Origin of the sequence: Treponema sp. SP13, from assembly GCF_050938355.1 — a bacterium.
In the GTDB taxonomy this organism is placed as follows: domain Bacteria; phylum Spirochaetota; class Spirochaetia; order Treponematales; family Treponemataceae; genus Treponema_D; species Treponema_D socranskii.
Genome location: NZ_JADOVM010000005.1, coordinates 96,489 through 114,480 on the forward strand (window position 1 = coordinate 96,489; position 17,992 = coordinate 114,480).

The 17,992-nt window shown below is 51.1% G+C and carries 19 protein-coding genes; 14 read left to right on the forward strand and 5 right to left on the reverse strand.

The features are described 5' to 3' along the window. Window positions 1-20: 20 nt before the first annotated feature. The 3 genes from IZU26_RS09910 to IZU26_RS09920 are packed head-to-tail and all read right to left on the reverse strand — an operon-like array spanning window position 21 to window position 1,507. Window positions 21-845 (reverse strand): 4Fe-4S binding protein, encoded by an 825-nt coding sequence (locus IZU26_RS09910; protein WP_433278721.1) that lies wholly within the window; start codon window positions 843-845, stop codon window positions 21-23. Continuing rightward, window positions 838-1,020: a CD1871A family CXXC motif-containing protein gene (locus IZU26_RS09915; protein ID WP_433278723.1), complete on the reverse strand. Its 183-nt coding sequence runs from the start codon at window positions 1,018-1,020 to the stop codon at window positions 838-840. The genes IZU26_RS09910 and IZU26_RS09915 overlap by 8 nt, the downstream gene beginning before the upstream one ends. Beyond that, entirely contained in the window at window positions 1,010-1,507 is a 498-nt protein-coding gene (locus tag IZU26_RS09920) for a TlpA family protein disulfide reductase (protein WP_315325703.1), read from the reverse strand. Before IZU26_RS09920 ends, IZU26_RS09915 begins: the two co-directional genes overlap by 11 nt. A 237-nt stretch (window positions 1,508-1,744) precedes the next feature. Between IZU26_RS09920 and IZU26_RS09925 the strand changes: the two genes are divergently transcribed. The 9 genes from IZU26_RS09925 (at window position 1,745) to IZU26_RS09965 (ending at window position 10,859) form a co-directional block, all read left to right on the forward strand. After that, the gene (locus tag IZU26_RS09925; protein WP_433278725.1) at window positions 1,745-2,665 is read left to right on the forward strand and encodes a TIGR02757 family protein; all 921 of its coding nucleotides are present in this window, start codon (window positions 1,745-1,747) and stop codon (window positions 2,663-2,665) included. A 188-nt stretch (window positions 2,666-2,853) separates the two neighbouring features. After that, entirely contained in the window at window positions 2,854-3,639 is a 786-nt protein-coding gene (locus tag IZU26_RS09930) for a DeoR/GlpR family DNA-binding transcription regulator (RefSeq protein ID WP_433278727.1), read from the forward strand. Next, window positions 3,632-4,642: a dihydroxyacetone kinase subunit DhaK gene (locus IZU26_RS09935; protein WP_433278729.1), complete on the forward strand. Its 1,011-nt coding sequence runs from the start codon at window positions 3,632-3,634 to the stop codon at window positions 4,640-4,642. The genes IZU26_RS09930 and IZU26_RS09935 overlap by 8 nt, the downstream gene beginning before the upstream one ends. Before the next feature lies 1 nt (window position 4,643). Continuing rightward, the gene (gene dhaL, locus IZU26_RS09940) at window positions 4,644-5,291 is read left to right on the forward strand and encodes a dihydroxyacetone kinase subunit DhaL (RefSeq protein WP_433278731.1); all 648 of its coding nucleotides are present in this window, start codon (window positions 4,644-4,646) and stop codon (window positions 5,289-5,291) included. After that, window positions 5,281-6,222: a 1-phosphofructokinase gene (pfkB, locus tag IZU26_RS09945; protein WP_021331564.1), complete on the forward strand. Its 942-nt coding sequence runs from the start codon at window positions 5,281-5,283 to the stop codon at window positions 6,220-6,222. Before dhaL ends, pfkB begins: the two co-directional genes overlap by 11 nt. Before the next feature lie 84 nt (window positions 6,223-6,306). Further along, window positions 6,307-7,236 (forward strand): substrate-binding domain-containing protein, encoded by a 930-nt coding sequence (locus IZU26_RS09950; RefSeq protein WP_021331559.1) that lies wholly within the window; start codon window positions 6,307-6,309, stop codon window positions 7,234-7,236. A gap of 103 nt (window positions 7,237-7,339) precedes the next feature. Next, window positions 7,340-8,848 carry a sugar ABC transporter ATP-binding protein gene (locus tag IZU26_RS09955; protein WP_433278733.1) on the forward strand — a complete coding sequence of 503 codons (1,509 nt, stop codon included), beginning with the start codon at window positions 7,340-7,342 and terminating at the stop codon, window positions 8,846-8,848. Between the two features lie 54 nt (window positions 8,849-8,902). After that, entirely contained in the window at window positions 8,903-9,889 is a 987-nt protein-coding gene (locus tag IZU26_RS09960) for an ABC transporter permease (protein WP_433278735.1), read from the forward strand. Between the two features lie 4 nt (window positions 9,890-9,893). Beyond that, window positions 9,894-10,859 carry an ROK family protein gene (locus IZU26_RS09965; protein WP_205076284.1) on the forward strand — a complete coding sequence of 322 codons (966 nt, stop codon included), beginning with the start codon at window positions 9,894-9,896 and terminating at the stop codon, window positions 10,857-10,859. Window positions 10,860-11,021: 162 nt separating this feature from the next. Here IZU26_RS09965 and IZU26_RS09970 read toward each other — a convergent pair whose 3' ends face one another. Beyond that, the gene (locus tag IZU26_RS09970) at window positions 11,022-11,897 is read right to left on the reverse strand and encodes an Rpn family recombination-promoting nuclease/putative transposase (protein ID WP_433278737.1); all 876 of its coding nucleotides are present in this window, start codon (window positions 11,895-11,897) and stop codon (window positions 11,022-11,024) included. Window positions 11,898-12,164: 267 nt separating this feature from the next. Here IZU26_RS09970 and IZU26_RS09975 point away from each other — a divergent pair, with 267 nt between their 5' ends. Next, window positions 12,165-12,815 (forward strand): peroxiredoxin, encoded by a 651-nt coding sequence (locus IZU26_RS09975; protein ID WP_187385594.1) that lies wholly within the window; start codon window positions 12,165-12,167, stop codon window positions 12,813-12,815. Between the two features lie 36 nt (window positions 12,816-12,851). On the opposite strand, the gene IZU26_RS09980 is transcribed toward IZU26_RS09975, so the two are convergent. Continuing rightward, complete coding sequence (locus IZU26_RS09980) at window positions 12,852-12,974, reverse strand: hypothetical protein (RefSeq protein WP_433278739.1); 123 nt, start codon at window positions 12,972-12,974, stop codon at window positions 12,852-12,854. A 574-nt stretch (window positions 12,975-13,548) separates the two neighbouring features. On the opposite strand from IZU26_RS09980, the gene IZU26_RS09985 reads away from it, so the two are divergent. The 4 genes from IZU26_RS09985 (at window position 13,549) to IZU26_RS10000 (ending at window position 17,967) form a co-directional block, all read left to right on the forward strand. Then, the gene (locus IZU26_RS09985; protein WP_433278741.1) at window positions 13,549-14,280 is read left to right on the forward strand and encodes an aspartate/glutamate racemase family protein; all 732 of its coding nucleotides are present in this window, start codon (window positions 13,549-13,551) and stop codon (window positions 14,278-14,280) included. A gap of 175 nt (window positions 14,281-14,455) precedes the next feature. Then, a complete protein-coding gene (gene argJ, locus IZU26_RS09990; RefSeq protein WP_433278743.1) occupies window positions 14,456-15,760 on the forward strand; it encodes a bifunctional glutamate N-acetyltransferase/amino-acid acetyltransferase ArgJ in 1,305 nt (434 codons plus the stop codon). 191 nt (window positions 15,761-15,951) lie between these two features. After that, a complete protein-coding gene (argB, locus tag IZU26_RS09995; protein WP_433279013.1) occupies window positions 15,952-16,773 on the forward strand; it encodes an acetylglutamate kinase in 822 nt (273 codons plus the stop codon). 24 nt (window positions 16,774-16,797) lie between these two features. Continuing rightward, window positions 16,798-17,967 (forward strand): aspartate aminotransferase family protein, encoded by a 1,170-nt coding sequence (locus tag IZU26_RS10000; protein ID WP_433278745.1) that lies wholly within the window; start codon window positions 16,798-16,800, stop codon window positions 17,965-17,967. The last annotated feature ends 25 nt before the right edge of the window (window positions 17,968-17,992 follow it).

The following is a 17,992-nucleotide window of genomic DNA, read 5'->3' on the forward strand; positions in this document are numbered from 1 at the left end:
TGCCGCGCAATTAGCGCCGCCTATTTCAATGCGCCGTACCTGCACCGTGTGCGGCATTCCCCGCAGCGGATGCATTCGCGGTCGTTTACTGTGCACGTATCCATTTTGCACGAAGCGACGCATGCGTTGCAGTGTACGCATTTCGATTCGTCTACGCGGATTCCGAAAATCGCGAATTTATTAAAAAAAGAATAGACGGCGCCGAGCGGACAAAAAAATCTGCAAAAGGGGCGGAACATAAAAACCGACCACGCGATAAATACGGCGGCGACTGCAGCTTTCCACGTAAAAAGCATGCCGGCCGCGCTTCGAAGCTGTTCGTTCAGCAAAACGAGCGGTGCGCCGGCTCCGACCGTTCCCGCGGGGCACACGAGTTTGCAAAAAAAAGGCGCGCCGAGTCCGTCTTTAAAATAAAACGCGAGCGGCAGCGCAATGCACAAAACGAGCAAAAGCGCGTATTTGAAAAGCGAGAGCTTTCTCGTAAGCGCGAACGTTCGTTTTGTCTTTTTTATTTTTTTTGACGGGATTTTATACAACAGTTCCTGCACCAATCCTGCGGGGCAGATAAATCCGCACACGACGCGCCCGAAAAGCGTTCCGATGAGCAAAAAAAAGCCGGTAATAAAAAACGGCAGTTGTCCGTTTGCAAGCGTGTTTTGCAGGGACCCGAGCGGACAGGCTGCGATCGCGCCGGGGCACGAATAGCAGTTTAAACCGGGTACGCATACGGTTTTCAACGGCGAATGCGAAATGCCGCCTGAAAACCAGCGTTTGACATCCGCGTTGTATATAAGCATCGCGATAAATTGAATCGCCTTTCTGCGTCTCGTCTGTTTTTTATCCAATGCCGATACACTCCATGCAGATAAAAACGGCTTTGCGGAAAATCGAATCGTTGTCTCCGCGAAAAACGCCGACGGTAATAAATACGACCGCCGCGGCTATCAGAGCGATGCACAGCAGCGTATGTTTTTTTTCGGAGCGGCCGTCTTTTACGGAAAGCTTTTTTTCAGTTTGCATATTTTCCGACAAAACGCTGTAATTCCGCGGGGGACATCGCACCGACGCGGATTTTTTCGATTTTTCCGTCCGGCGAAATCAATATGCTCGTCGGAATACCTTGAATAAAATACGAACCTGCGATGGAACCGTCTTTGTCGAGACCGCCGGGAAACGTATAATTATTCTTTTTCATAAAAGCACTCTGCGATTTTTCCGTGTCGGAAATGCACACTGCAAGGAATGCGATGCGCGAAGACGAGTCGAGTTTTGAAGCGAATGCGTTCATTTCAGGCAATTCGACGCGGCAGGGTCCGCACCACGTCGCCCAAAAATGAAGCAACACCGCTTTTCCTTTGTAGTCGGAGAGCTTTACCTGTTGTCCCGTCGAGAGCGTGAGCGAAAAATCGGGAGCCGTTTTGCCTTCTTTGACGCTTTGCGCAAAGATCGGAGATGCTGCGGCGATCGCAATCGCCGATGCGATTAAAAAAGATTTTAAATGTTTCATGTATGAAAAGATAACAAATATGGAACGAAAAAGCAAGTTTAAAATATCGTTTTTTAAAATTATGCGGCAGTCGGATGTATGCGGCAGGGGCGGCTTTTTTCGATTGCATCGAAAAAACCGGGCTTTTCGGAGTTCCGCCTTTCGGCTCCATTCCTTCGGAACGGCTCCGCCGCTCCTTCAATCCCTGCTGCTTTTACCGGCTTTTGTAAAAGCGGAAAAAAAATTATAATCGCACCGATGGCAAATGTAAAAATCGCTTCCGAAATACACAATCTTGCCGCAGACTCGCAGCGAAGTTTCAAGCGGCAGCGAAGTATTGAAGTTTCCGCTCGAATAAAAAAACTTTTGCGCGAACTGGCGGACACATACGAAACCCGCGAATTTTCCGCAGGCGATCCGAGCCGCATAGTGCGGCAGTACCGTTCCGCGCGAGATGTGGAAGTCGCCGCGTTTATCACGGCAATGCTGTCCTTCGGAAAGCGCGAACAGTTTTTGCAAAAAGTGCAGACGATTTTTGTGCTTGCCGGAAAGCATCCTGCGCAGTGGATACGAAGCGGCTCGTGGCAAAGCGATTTTCCGCGCGGTACTCGGAAATTTTATCGATTTTTTTCATACGACGATATGCGCGATCTTTTCGCCGCGCTGCAAAACATATTGGAAAAGCACTCATCGTTCGGTGCGTATGTAAAAAAAGCGTACGAAGCGGAATGTGCCGTTCGGCGGGAAATCTTCCGAGTAAACGGCATCGGCATAAAAGCCGCAAATCGCAAAACCCGTCAAGCCGAATCCGTTTCCGCTTCTTCCGCGCTTTTATACGTTATCGCCGACGGGTTTCCGCAGTGCCGCGCCGTTCCGCGAAAAGGCGCTTCGGCGAACAAACGTACGAATATGTTTTTGCGCTGGATGGTGCGCACGGGGTCTCCCGTCGATGCCGGACTGTGGACGTGGTTTTCGCCTGCAGATCTGCTCATTCCGCTCGACACGCACGTGCTCCGCCAAGCGAAAAAGCTCGGTCTCATCTCCGAACGGAGCACCGCAACGGAAAAGACTGCGCGCGAACTGACCGATGCGCTGAAACGGATTTGGCCGGACGATCCCTGCCGCGGCGATTTTGCGTTGTTCGGACTCGGCGTATCGGGGAAGGCGAATTTCGAATAAACGATATCGCTTCTATTGTCGTCCCGATACAATCGATATTCAGTCTAAATATAATTTTTTGTTATATTTGTGTAATTATTTATAATACAATGAATTGAATATTAAAAAATTTATTTGACAGATCGAAATTCTCGTGCTAGCATTCCATTAACGAAAGAAATCGAAAGCAATCGGAAAAAAATGAAACCATGCTGTACGAAGAAAGACTTACAAAGATCGTCGAGTTTGTAAACAAAAAGAAATCCGCATCCGTTTCCGAAATCAAAGATTTGGTACAGGTTTCCGAAGTGACGGTGCGCAAAGAACTCGCAGCCCTCGACAAAAAAGGCGTGATCAGACGGACGAGGGGCGGCGCGGTGAGTCTTTCTTCGCTCGTTCTCGAGTATACGGAAATCGAAAAGGAGCAGCTCAACAGCGCACAAAAACGCGCGATCGCAGAGCGCGCATACGAGATGATTCAGGATTCGCAGACGGTGTTTTTGGACGCGGGTTCTACGACGTTTGAACTTGCGCGCTGCATTTGCCGGGGTACGAGGCGCGGCATCATCGTCGTGACGAATTCATTTAAAATTATCAACGAACTGCTGCGCCGTCCCGATATCGAACTCGTGTTCGCCGGCGGCTGCGTACGCAACAAAATGATGTCGTGCGTCGGCTCCATTACGGAAGATATCATCACATCGCTGTGCTACGATATTTCGTTTATCGGAGCGAACGCGGTGAGCATCGAAGACGGAATTTCGACGCCGAATTTATTCGAAGCGACGATTAAAAAAAAGATGGTCGATTCCGCCAAACGGGCCATTTTGCTGTGTGATTCGTCGAAATTCGATTCCACGTCGATGGCGAAAATTTGTCCGCTCGGCAGATTCGAATTGCTGATCACCGACGACGGGATTTCCTCATCGTTTGCAAAGCGATGCAAAGCGATCGGTTTGGACGTCGTCGTTGTCGAAACGGGGAAACATGAATAAGCTTATCAATAAGCCGGAAGATATGATTTCGGAAATGCTCGACGGATATCTTGCCGTGTACCCGGGTTTGTACGAAAAGATACCCGACAATTCCGGCCGCTATTTGGGATTGACCGTAAAAGAGCGCAAAGATAAAGTTTCCGTCGTCACGGGCGGCGGCAGCGGCAACGAACCGTGGATCATCGGCTACGTCGGGCCGGGTCTTGCGGACGGTGCGGCGCTCGGTCAAGTGTATACGGCTCCTGCGGCAAATGCGGTTTTGGCGGTGTCGCGCTGCGTGCCGAATGCGAAAGGTATCGTGTACGTTGCGACGAATCACGCAGGCGACGTGCTCAATTTCGAACTCGTCCGCGAACTTGCCGGCATGGAGGGTATCGATGCGAAGTGCGTGTTTGTCTGCGACGACGTGACGACGGCTCCGAAAGAAAAGCGGGATGAAAGGCGCGGCGTTGCCGGAGTCGCGCTTGCGGTAAAGATCGCGGGTGCGGCTTCCGAAAGCGGCGCGCCGCTCGACGATGTGTACCGCGTTGCCGAAAAAGCGGTACGCAATCTGTCGACGTGCAGTTTAACGACGTCCCCGGGCTATATGCCTTCGACCGGCAAAGCGATGTGCGATTTGCCCGACGGAGAAGTCGCGTACGGCATGGGATTCAACGGGGAATCTCCCGTGCTGCAGACGCCGCTTCCGACGGCCGACGAAGCCGCTCGTACGCTGATGTCGTACCTTACGGGTGAAATCGAAGCTGGCGATGAAGTTGCGGTGATGGTCAACGGTTTCGGTTTTACGTCGCGCCTTGAATTGTGCATTGCGGGGCGGGCGATCAAGCGGCTTTTGGACGAGCACGGCGTGCGCATATACGATATATTCATCGACGAATTGTTTTGCCCGCAGGGGACGGGCGGTTTTTCGGTGAGTATTTTAAAACTCGACGACGAGTTGAAAGCGCTGTATGCGATGCCTGCCTGTTCGCCGTTTTATAAAGCATTTGCACGGAGCCGGTAATATGAAAAACGATTTGAACGCGGCCGATCTCAAAAAGATGTTCCTCTTTACGGCGCAAAAGATCGTGGACAGCGAACCGTATTTGACGGAAATCGATTCGGTCATCGGCGACGGTGATCACGGCACGGGCATGGCGCTCGGTTTTTCGTACGTCATCAAAGAGCTGCCGCAAAAAAAATGCGAGAGCGCGGAAGACGTCGTTTCCTCCGTAGGTTTGATTTTGATCGATACGATGGGCGGCGCCTCGGGCGTGTTGTTCGGCACGATGTTCATCAGCGGGATTGTCGATCGCGAAAAACACGAAACGCTCGATCTCTGCGATTTTGCAGAAATTTTCAGAAAGTCGCTCGACGCGCTCAAAAAGCGAGGCAAAGCGAAGGTCGGCGACAAAACGATGATCGACGCGTTCGAACCCGCCGTCTGCGGATTGGAAGAAGCGGCGGCAAAACGGCGGAGCCTCGCCGACGGATTTGCGCTTGCGGCACAAAAAGCGGAAGCGGGTGCCGAATACACGAAAACCGTTCGAGCGAAATTCGGCCGCGCAAAATATTACGGCGACAAATCGATAGGCTTACAGGATCCGGGCGCCGTGTCCGTTCGGATAATTTTTCAAGCGATGAGCGAGTGGATACAAAACTATGCAGCGTAAACCGATTATCACAGTTACCTTAAATCCGTGTTACGACAGAACGGTGAACATCGCACGATTCGAATACGGCGGAACGAATGCGGTGCTGTCCGTTCAGCGGGATACGTCGGGCAAGGGAATCAACGTGAGTACCGTCTTAAATCACTTGGGCTACGATACTGTATGCATGGGACTCATGTATTCGAAAGGCAAAGAGGATTTTAATAAATTTTTTGCCGACGAAAAACTCCGAAGCGATTTTGTCGAAGTGCCGGGCAGCGTTCGGGAAAACATAAAGATATTCGACGAAAGCGCAAAAACGATGACCGAGTTCAACGAAAAAGGAAGCGTCGCCGCCGAAGAAACCGTGCGGGCGGTTATGAAAAAAATCGAAAGCGCCGTTGCGTCGTCATCCCTTGTCGTGCTGAGCGGCAGCGTTCCGCCGGGCTTTCCGAAAACGATATACGCGGAGCTTATACGAAAGTGCGGCGATGCGGGAGTGCGCGTTATCCTTGATGCGTCGAAAGAATTTTTGCTCGAAGGGATACGCGAAAAACCCTTTTTAATAAAACCGAATATCGACGAATTGCAGACTATCGCGGCAAAAAAAATCGAAAGCGAAAACGAGGTCATCGCCGAAGCGAAAAAGATAAGCGAAGCGGGGATAGCCTATGTGTGCGTTTCGCTCGGAAAAGAGGGCTGCATCCTCGTGAGCGGAAATCGCGCGTTTAAAGCTCCTGCGATGGATATCGAAGAAGCGGGGATCCAAGGCGCGGGCGACTCCCTTGTGGCGGGACTGTGCGCGGCGATCACGGACGGAGCCGCCGAAGAGGACTATCTCCGTTATGCGACGGCTGCTGCGAGCGCTTCGATCATGCTGCCGGGTACGCAGTTGTGTTTGAAAAAAGATTTCGACGAGCTGTTTCCGCGCGCAGCGGTACAGCGGCTTTGATGAACGGTGATAAATCGGCAGCGGTGCCGAATTTATAGGCGGATAACGTATGTTATCCCCAGATTATTTTCAGGAGGAAAGAATATGAAAAACGCAGTAAAAGTTTTTTTTGTTCTTTTAGGATTAACCCTTGCCTCTTCCTCTGTCTTTGCATCAGGCGGCAGCGATAAGCAAAAGGTAGGGTTTATCGTCGGTTCTCGCCAGCACGTTTTTTATACCCTGATCGAAAAAGGTATAAAAGCCGAAGCTCAGGCGCAGGGTATCAATGCGATCGTCCTCGACGGCGAATTGGACGGAAACGTTACGTCGGATCACATCAACAATCTCGTCGCCGAAGGCTGCAAAGCGATCGCGCTTTCGTGCAACGATCCGGGCGGAACGACGCCGGCGATGGAAGCGGCCGATAAAGACGGAGTGCCGGTATTTACGTTCGACTGCACAAGCCGGACGACGAAAGTCATCAAATGTTTTGTCGGTACCGACAACGTCGAAGGCGGACGGCTCGGCGGCAAAGAAACGGTGCGCCTTGCGAACAAGGGCGATAAAGTCGGCCTTATCAATTTCGACGAACCGCAGTCGTGCATCGATCGGCGAAAGGGCTGGGAAGAAATCGTCAAAGCTTCGGATAAAAAACTTAAAATCGTTGAAATCGGAAATTACGCCGGCGATGCGTCGAAAGCGGAACAGCTGATGACGGACGCTTTGACGGCGAATCCCGATTTGGCGGTCGTGTTCTGCGTCGGCGATCCTGCCGCTGCGGGCGCGCTTGCCGCAATCAAAGTTGCCGGTGCTTCGACGAAGATCATCGGATTCGACGGAAATCCCGAAGCGAAAGACGCGATCCGCGATGCGACCAACGGAAAATTCTGGGTGTCCGAAATTGCGCAAAATCCCGAAAAAATCGGTTCCGAAATAACGAAACAGATTACGAAGTATTTGACGACGGGCAAAGTCGATCAGCCGGTTATCATGATCGCTCCGTATATCATTACCAAAGAAAATGTCGGTAAATAAGGGAACGTGTGCGTTCTCGCATATCATAACCGTATAGCGGAATATTGATTTTTTTGCAAAGCCGGACGAATGCGATCCGTCCGGCTTGCAAGGGAGAAAATGTATGGCGCCTTTTTTACAGGTAAAAAACATTTCGAAAGAATTTGCCGGTGTTAAAGCCCTGACCGATATTTCGATCGATTTTAATAAAGGCGAAGTTCACGCGCTGCTCGGCGAAAACGGAGCGGGAAAATCGACACTGATAAAGATAATTTCCGGCGTATACGCGCCGACCTCCGGTTCCGTTTTGCTCGACGGCAAAGCGTGCCGCTTTCACAATCCGCGCCAAGCGCTCGATCGGGGCATCGTCGTCATACATCAGGAACTGAGCATCGCAAACGATTTAACCGTCGCCGAAAATATCTATCTCGGCTGCGAACCGCGGATACAAAACGGTTTTTTTCTCGACAGGAAAAAAATGGAAGCCGATGCGCAAGCCATCCTCGATTTTATGGAAGTCGATATCCGCTCGACGGCAGTCGCCCGGCATTTGACCGCCGCACAGCAGCAGATGGTCGAAATAGCAAAAGTCATTTCAAAAAATGCGCAAGTCGTCATCATGGATGAACCGACTTCATCGCTTTCCGAACACGAAATCAACGCGCTATTTAAGCAGATACGGATTCTGCAAAAAAACAATATCGCGATCATATATATAACGCACCGCCTGAAAGAGCTGTTTGAAATCGCCGACCGCGTAACCGTCCTGCGCGACGGCTGCAAAGTAAACACGTTTTCGATGAAAGACGTCGATGAAAAAACGCTCGTGACGAGTATGGTCGGGCGCGAAATGAAAGATTACTACAACCGGCAAAAGCATACGCCGGGAAAAGAACTTTTGAGGATCGAACACTTGTCGCGCGACGGAGAGTTTTCCGATATTTCGTTTACCGTGCATGCCGGAGAGATACTCGGCATTTCGGGGCTTATCGGCGCGGGGCGTACTGAAGTGATGGAAACGATTTTCGGCGCGCGAAAACCTACATCGGGGAAAATATTCGTCGAAGGAAAAGAGTGCGCGTTTACTTCGCCGAAACAGGCGATCGATGCGAAGATCGGCATGGTTACCGAAGACCGCCGCAGGACGGGTTTGATGCTCAACGCGATGATAAAGGACAACACGGTGCTGCCGAGTTTGCCCGCGCACCACAAAAAATTCGGCATCCTCGATTTGAAGTGGGAAACGGAATCGAGTAAAAAATACGTCGACAAACTTGCCGTCAAAACACCCGGCATTCATACGGTCATATCGACGCTCTCCGGCGGCAATCAGCAAAAAGTCATTTTGGCAAAATGGCTGCTTGCCAATTCGAAAATTCTTATTCTCGACGAACCGACGCGCGGCATCGACGTAAACGCGAAGTCGGAATTCTACGGCTTGATGAACGAATTCGTTGCGCAGGGCGGCGCGATCATCATGGTTTCTTCAGAGCTGCCGGAGATCATCGGCATCAGCGACAGAATCTTGGTGATGTGCGAGGGGCATGTGAGCGGCGAACTCGATTATACGGAAGCGACGGAAGAAAAGATCATGACTTTTGCGAGCGTAAAAGGCGGTATGCAAACCGCATAAAAAACCGTACAGACGTATCGGCTGCAATACAAAGTTTTTAATAAGGGGCAAAAGATGGATAAGGTCAAAGTGCAATCGTGGATAAAAAAGAATATCGTTTTTATATTTTTGATTTTTATGTGTACGGTGTTCGGTCTGTTGAATAAAACGTTTTTGACGTCGAAAAACATATTTAACTTAACGTCGCAGATGTCAATCAACGCGCTGCTTGCGACGGGTCTAACCTATGTCATCATCTTAGGCGGTATTGATATTTCCGTCGGTTCCGTCGCCGCTCTCGCCGGCGTATGCGCTGCGATGATAGGTCTGCGGATTCCGAACTTGAACACCGCTTCGGGTGTCATCGTTCTGCTCGGTTCGGCGATCGTTATCGGCGGTGTTTGCGGCACATTCAACGGCATCATGATAACGAGATTCAAAGTCGTGCCGATGATCGCAACCCTTGCGATGATGACGATTGCGCGCGGTATTACATACATCATCACCGGAGGAGTCGCTGTGTTCGGTTTGCCAGCGTCTTTTTCGTGGCTCGGCGCGGGGCGGTTGTTTAAATCGATCGGCAACCCGAACGGTATCATCCCTATCGTTTCGATTTTTACGATTGTCGTCGTCGTCATCTTTCACTTGCTGTTGTCGAAAACCGTTTTCGGCCGCCACGTCTATGCCGTCGGCTCGAACGTGAACGTCGCGCATTTGAGCGGCATCAATATCGCGCGGGTAACGCTGACAGGCTATATCCTGTGTTCCGTCACGGCGGCGCTCGGCGGCGTACTCGTCGCCTCCAAACTGCAAAACGGTCAGCCGGCCGCGTGCGAAGGCTACGAAATGTATGCGATCGCATCGACCGTGTTGGGCGGTACGAGTCTAACCGGAGGCAGCGGTTCCGTCGGACGCGCCATGTTCGGAGTTGCCATCATCGCCGTCATCAACAACGGCATGAACCTGCTGCACATTTCGTCGTATTGGCAAAAAGTCGTTATCGGCTCGATCATCCTGCTCGCCGTCATCCTCGATATGGCGCAGAAGAAAAAGAACGCGTAAGCTTATGAGCGCGTATTTTCTTGCACTCGATATCGGCGGTACGAAAACGTCGGGCGCGCTGTTTACCGAAAACTGCGAACTCGTAGACGACTATGTATACACCGCTCCGTCCCAAACGTTTAAGGGCGAAGAAGCCGTCTATCAAAATACGAAAAACGTTTTGGAAACGGTACTCGAACATTTTTCACTGTCCGTAAACGACGTCCGCGGCATCGGCGTCGGAAGTCCCGGCCCGCTCGATTCGAAGCGCGGTATCATTATCCATGCGCCGCTGATGGGTTGGAAAAATTTTCCGATCGTCGCTCGATTAAAAAACGATTTTCATACGGATGTCTTGATCGATAACGACGGCAACTTGGGTGCGTTCGCCGAACAGCGCTGCGGCGTCGCAAAGGGACTGCAAAACGTCGCCTATATGACCGTGAGCACCGGCTGCGGCGGCGGGCTTGTTATCGGAGGAAAAATCCATCACGGCAAACACGACGGTGCCGGAGAAGTGGGACACGTTTCTATCGACAAGAACGGCCTACCCTGTCCCTGCGGCAGCAGAGGATGCTTTGAACTGTATGCATCGGGGAGCGCGATGAATCGGATCATGAGAGAAGATATGCGCAAGGGTATACGGAGCCGCGTTTTCGAATTTGCCGAATACGATGAAAACGCAGTCAACGGAAAAATCCTCGACCGGGCTGCAGCCGAAAACGATGAGTATGCGCTGTCACTGTTCGAAAAAGAAGGGGAACTGCTCGGCTTCGGCATCGCTCATATCTTCAACCTTTTCGATCCCGACGTTTTCGTTTTGGGCGGCGGCGTCACAAAATCAAAACGCTATTTTCACGAAGCTCTGATGCGGACTTTGCGCGCGTATTCCATCCAGCCGATAGACGACGAGTCGGTACGCTATTCGATTATGAACGACCGCGTCGTTTTGTTCGGCGCCTGTTATATGATACGGGAAGCGCTCGGTTGACGGCCGCCGGCCGCGGCTGCCGCGCGTATTTGAAAAACGCGCCGCCTTATTTAGAAATATGGATATCAATAATATTGCTTAATCAACAACCCCGACGCAAAGCATCGGGTACAGTGCTCAACATTTCGCACTGTATGTTCTCATAAAGTGGTTACAGTCGGCTTACAGTTTTTCGACTTCTTCTTTTGAGAGACCGGTAGCTTCCGTGATAATACTTACGGAAACACCGAGCCGCTTGAAGTTCCGTGCATCTTCGAGCGCTTTTTGATGCGCACCGGCGGAAAATCCTTGTGCTTCGCCTTCTTTCAATGCGATTTCCCGCTCTTCTTCTCGCTGTACGGCGATGTCCACGTCGTAATCGTATTCGGCAATTAACATATTCACCACCTCCCTGCTTTTTCTTTGCAAGTATTCCCGCAGGATGTCGTTTTGTATGCATTCTTTGATCGCGTTCTTAAAACCGTTTTCGCTGTCGAGCTTCGTATGTTTCCGCACGGTTTCTACGAACAGCGTGTACTCTTTCAGCGGTTTACAGGCACTCAGCAATTTACTGCTTTTATTATAATTGATATTTATCACGCTGACAACGAGTTCGAGGCTCGGTTTTGCAGGCTGTACGAAAGCATCTGACAGTTTTAATGTCACCCGTTCGGGATACTCTTCTTCGCCGTTGTAGAACACGTAAAACTCAGGTGTCGGAATCTTTTTCAGACGCCTCAGATAGCGGTCGCGCGGGTTTTGGATGCGCTCGTAGAGGCGTACAACGTACTGCAAAAATCTTAGCGGCATATTTGCGTTGATTGTAGACTGGTGCTCCGCAAGTATGATGATTTTACCGTCGACGAGGCAGGCGACATCGTTGCAAAATGCCATGTACATGACCTGTTCGAGACGAAGCGGTTCGAGTTTTGTAGCCGCATCAAACGTTGTGCCGTGAAGCGCATTGTAGAGCGAAAGGAACTTTTCTTTCGCATTTTTGTCTTCTCCGAAGAGATCGACAAAGACCGAGTCTTTATACCGGCGATTGTATTTTGGCATGAAATACCTCCGTATATATATCGCGGAAATGTTGCAATTTCGGAGTTTTTATTTTGTGCGGCCGGTACCGCCTTTAGTTATAATGCAATGATAATTATTTTTATGACAAAATTCGACACTGCGCCCATTCAGTGCTGTCGTATTCTCTTCCATTTTTTTCACTTTTCCCTCTTGACAAAACTCAATTTATAGCCTATATTTCATTTATGTAATTATTACAATTATATAATTACTTTAATTTATATTATCATAATTTTAGGAGATTTTATGGAACAAACGACAATGCACATGCCCCTCTTGGGCGATGATTTTCCCGAATTGAGCGTAACGACGACGCTGGGCAAAATGAATATTCCCGGCGATTTGAAAGGCAGCTGGTTTGTGCTGTTCAGCCACCCCGCCGATTTTACACCCGTCTGCACGACCGAATTTGCCGCGTTTCAAAAGCTCGTTCCCGAGTTTGAAAAGCTCGGCGTCAAATTGATCGGCCTTTCAATCGATCAGCTGCAAAGCCATCTGAAGTGGATCGAATGGATCAAAGAAAAACTCGGAATCGAAATCACCTTCCCCGTCATCGCGGCGAACGATACGGTTGCGAATAAACTCGGACTCCTGCATCCCGGAAAAGGCACGAACACCGTGCGCGCGGTCTTTATCGGCGATCCCAACGGCAAAGTGCGCCTCGTCCTCTATTATCCGCAGGAAGTCGGCCGCAATATGAAAGAAGTTTTGCGCGCCGTCAAAGTGCTCCAGATTTCCGATGCGAACGGTGTCGCGATGCCTGCCGATTGGCCTGAAAACGGTTTGATCGGCGACAGCGTCATCATTCCGCCGCCGGGAAGCAAAGCCGAAGCCGACAAGCGCCTTTCCGAATACGACGGCTACGACTTCTGGTTTTGCCACAAAAAACTTCATTAAAATCGTACGGCGAGTAAATCTTCGGATTAAAGAACGCTATGCAGAAAGGGCGCCGGCAGCTGAAAGGGAAGCCGACGCTTTTTTATTATAATAAATACATTCTTTTTTCGGACGGAGCTTATCGGAAGAACCCGCCTTCCGCACTTCGGTAACCCTCATCCGCGCTCTCGCGCGGACGCTTCGCGGTGCTCCACGCGGGCGTACGCGGATCGCGTACAATAAATATATTTTTTAGGTCGAATGTCGAGTTTTGAAAGTATGCGTGAATAAAGCTATGCTTTCGGCGAGAACCCGTCCGCTTAGCCGCGGTCGAGCTTTTAGAGCAGGCTTCCGCAAGCCTAACGCTCGAAACGGCACGCAGCCGGAACCTCGCCTTCGCACATTTTTATTCGTTTTTCAAAACTCGCCATTCCGGTATTACACGAAACTGATGGAAAATTTCGAGTTTTAAAAAACTCGAAATTGAACCTTTTAATAATTTTTCACAACGCATAATGTGTTTTCCCTTGCCCGCAAGTGCGCTTTCCGGCATTCTTCGCCGGTGCTCGTTTTTACGTACCCTGTCGTAAAACTTGTCGATGGACATGTGCTCGTTATCGTGATATTTTATTCGTGCGGAGGGTTTAATACCCCGACGCTTGCGTCGGGGGTGTTGATTATACGGTTTCCATAAGAGTGCCGTATTGTTTGGTCGGGCACACATTCTATTAATAAAATCGCTGCGGGAGATACAATGAAAACGATCGGATTATTGGGCGGAATGAGTTGGGAAAGTACGGTAACGTATTACCGTATAATCAACGAAACCGTCAAAGAAAAACTCGGAGGCCTCCATTCGGCAAAAATCGTCATGTACAGCGTCGACTTTGCGGAAATCGAAGCGTGTCAGGCGAACGGGGATTGGGAAAAAAGCGGTCGAATACTTGCCGAAGCCGCTGCGTCGCTTGAAAAAGCGGGCGCGAATTTTATTGTCATCTGTACCAATACGATGCACAAAACAGCTCCCGCGATTCAAGCGCGTATTTCCGTTCCGATTTTGCATATCGCCGACGCGACGGCGGAAGCGCTGATTCGAAACGGAATAAAACGAACCGGCCTTCTCGGCACGAAATACACCCTTACGCAGGATTTTTATAAAGACCGCATCGCTGAAAAAGGTTTGGATGTGCTTGTTCCCGAGCCGGCGCAAATCGAGCAGGTCAATGCGGTCATCTACGATGAACTGTGTCTCGGCATCGTTTCCGAAAAATCGAAAAAAGAGTATCTCCATATCATAGCCGATTTGAAATCGCGCGGAGCCGAAGCCGTTATCCTCGGCTGCACCGAAATAGGCTTGCTTATTTCGCAGGAAGATTCGGATATTCCCGTTTTCGATACCGCGAAAATTCACGCGCAGCTTGCGGCACAAAAGGCCGTTGAATCAACATACCCCGACGCAGAGCATCGGGGTATGTTGTTCTCATAAGGTGGTTGCAGTCGGCTTTAATACCCTTTATTACGACGCAAGGCGCCGGGGTATTAAAGCCTCCGCACGAATAAATCTCGCACATTCATCCAATAAAACGTATAAAAAAACGCTTGCTCTAATCGCTGCGCGGTGCTATACTGATTGTATATTTATGTACTAGGAGTGTATAAATATGCAATCAAACCAACCGAGCGATATGTGTTTTGTCGACGGCGGAGTGACCGCTCCGCAGGGTTTTACGGCAAACGGCGTTTTGTGCGGCATAAAAGCGAGCCGCAAAACTCCCGATACGGCGCTTATCTTTTCCGAAACGCGCTGCACTGCCGCCGCCGTTTTTACGCAAAACCGCGTGCAGGCCGAATGTGTAAAATTAACAAAAGAACATATCGCTTCGGGGTTTGCGCAGGCGGTGATCGCAAACAGCGGAAACGCGAACGCGTGCACGGGCGATCAGGGTGCGAGAGCCGCGCAGTGCATGGCTTCAGCCGCCGCAAATGCGCTCGGCATTGAGGTGCGCGACGTGATCGTGTGTTCGACCGGCGTTATCGGCAGGCAGCTTCCCGTCGAAAAAATCGAAGCGAAAATCGATGAGCTGAAAAACGGTCTTTCGAAAAAAAATCACGAAAAGGCGCGCGAAGCGATTATGACGACCGACACGCAGTATAAAGAATGTGCCGTACAATTTACACTCGGCGGAAAAACGGTGACGATCGGCGCCATGTGTAAAGGCAGCGGCATGATTCATATCAATATGGGAACGATGCTCGGCTTTATCACGACCGACTGCGCCGTCTCTCAAGCGATGCTTCATAAAGCGCTTTTCGAAAGCGCGAACGCAACGTATAATTGCGTGTCCGTCGACGGAGACACGAGTACGAACGACACGCTTGCGATTTTGGCAAACGGTATGGCGGGCAACGCTCCGATCGAACGGGAGGGCGGCGATTACGACGTATTTTATTCGGCGCTCACCGCATTGAACACGGTTATGGCAAAAAAGATTGCAGCCGACGGCGAAGGGGCGAGCCGGCTCATCGAATGCACGGTTACAGGCGCAAAAGATGTCGATACGGCGCGCACGCTCGCAAAGAGCGTGATTTCATCGAATCTCGTAAAAGCTGCGATGTTCGGCCGCGATGCGAATTGGGGGCGGGTTTTGTGCGCGCTCGGCTATTCGGGCGCGGAATTTACGGCGGAAAAAACGTCGGTATATTTTTCGAGCGCGCCCGGCGCAAAATCCTCATCGAATCCGCGCGAATGTGATGCGGCGGGCGGCGAAGCGGGGGGCAGCCGAAAGATCGCCGTATTTGAAAACGGCGTTCCCTTAAACTTCGACGAAGCGCTCGCAAAAAAAATACTCGGTGAAAAAGAAGTCGAAATCCTCGTCGAACTGCAAGACGGAAAAGCCGAAGGCCGCGCGTGGGGATGCGACTTAACTTACGATTATGTTAAAATAAACGGCGATTATCGGACATGAGCGAAAATGCGCGGTACAGTTCAAACGCCGCAAACGAAAGCGCGGTGCACCCGACGGTGCGCACGCGAGGTGAAAGAGAGGAAGCTATGACGACCGATACGGCAAACAATTCGACAGATGAACGACAGTACGGTGAAAATCGCGAGCGCCCGCTCGACAATGCGCACTGGGCGGATGTGCTCGTACAGGCTATGCCGTATTTTAAAAAGTGGGTCGGCAAAGTCGTCGTCGTAAAGTACGGCGGCAACGCGATGCTCAACGACGAACTGAAAGCAGCGGTTATGAAAGACCTTGTGCTGCTCAATACGATCGGCGTACACGTCGTACTCGTACACGGCGGCGGTCCCGAAATCAACAAAATGCTCGATCGCGTCGGAAAAGAAAGCAAATTTGTCGACGGCTTGCGCTGTACCGACGCCGACACGATGGAAATCGTCGAAATGGTTCTGTCCGGAAAACTCAATAAAGAGATCGTCGGTATGCTGCTGCGCGAAGGCGGTAAAGCCGTCGGTTTGAGCGGCGTTGACGGCGGTTTGATCCGCGCAAAAAAAATCAATAACGATAAAATCGATTACGGCTATACTGGCGAAGTGACGGAAGTGCGTCCCGACATCGTCGCTTCCCTTTTGTCTCAAGGATTTATCCCCGTCATTTCGACCGTCGCGGTCGGAGAAGACGGGGACACGATTCGATACAATATCAACGCGGATACCGCCGCCGCCAAAATCGCCGTCGCGCTGCATGCGGAAAAATTCGTACAGCTTACGAACGTGCCCGGCATTTTGCGCGACACCGGCGACTCGTCTTCTCTCATCGCCCGCGTATCGAGGGCGGAAGTCGAAGCACTTGTAAATGAGGGCACCGTCGCCGGCGGCATGATACCGAAAGTGGAGTGCTGCATAACGGCGCTCGCGGGAGGAGTAAAACGGACGCATATCATCGACGGACGGGTGCCGCATTCGCTCCTCATCGAAATGTTCAGCGACCGCGGTATCGGCACAATGATTTATTGATAATAGTAAATTGAGGAGCGGATTATGGAGAAAAAAATTGTTAATAATTACGGAAGCTTTGACGTCGTCTTTGTAAAAGGCGAAGGGGCGGTTCTCTTCGACGCGGAAGGAAAGCGATATATCGACTTTATCGCAGGCATCGGCGTAAACTCTCTCGGGCACAACTACGCGCCGCTCGTCGAAGCCGTGCAAAAACAGGCTGCGCGTGAAATCCATATTTCGAATTATTATCTGTCGGATGCGGGTGTCGCATTTGCGGACGAACTGCTTTCGGCAACGGGATTTTCCGGAGGCTTTTTCGGCAACAGCGGCGCGGAAGCGAACGAAGCTGCGATCAAGCTTGCGCGGAAATACGGCTATATGAACGGCGGGGAGAAGCGCCGCACGATCTATACGCTTGAACAATCGTTTCACGGCAGAACGCTTGCGACGCTCACTGCGACGGGACAGGAAAAATTTCATCCGCCGTATTTTGCTCCCTATGTCGCCGATTTTAAAACGATCAAAGCGAACGATTGGAGCGCGGTCGAAACGACGTTCGACGATACGACAGCCGCGCTGCTCATAGAATGCGTGCAGGGCGAAGGCGGCGTAAACCTCGTCGATGCCGAATGGGCGTGTGCAGCATCCGACGCCGCGCGCAAAGCAGGAGCGATCGTTATGGCCGACGAAGTGCAAACCGGCATGGGAAGATGCGGTACGCTTTTGGCAAGCGAACGGCTCGGCTTTTGTCCCGACGTCGTCACGCTTGCAAAGGGAATCGCAGGCGGTATTCCTATGGGTGCCTGTCTTTTCCGCGGTAAAGCCGACAAAGTGTTTTCCGCAGGCGACCATCAATCGACCTTTGCGGGAAATCCGCTTGCGTGCAGTGCAGGCCGTGTCGTGCTCAAAACGCTTTCCGCTCCCGGATTTTTGGACGACGTAAATCGGAAAGGCGATTATATCAGAAACAGTATTTCCGGCTGGAAGATTCCGATCGTCACCGACGTGCGCGGGCTCGGCCTCATGATCGGCACGGAAATTGCGGGAACGATAAAACCCTTCGATGTGGAAAAGCGCTGCCTTGAAAAAGGATTGTGCGTATCGACGGCGGGTGCAAACGTGATCCGTTTTTTGCCGCCGCTTACGATCACGGACGAAGAGATGGACGCAGGGCTTGCAATATTCCAAAGCGTGCTCAAAGAGTATGTGTAAATTCCGTCCGATATGGCGTCTCAGC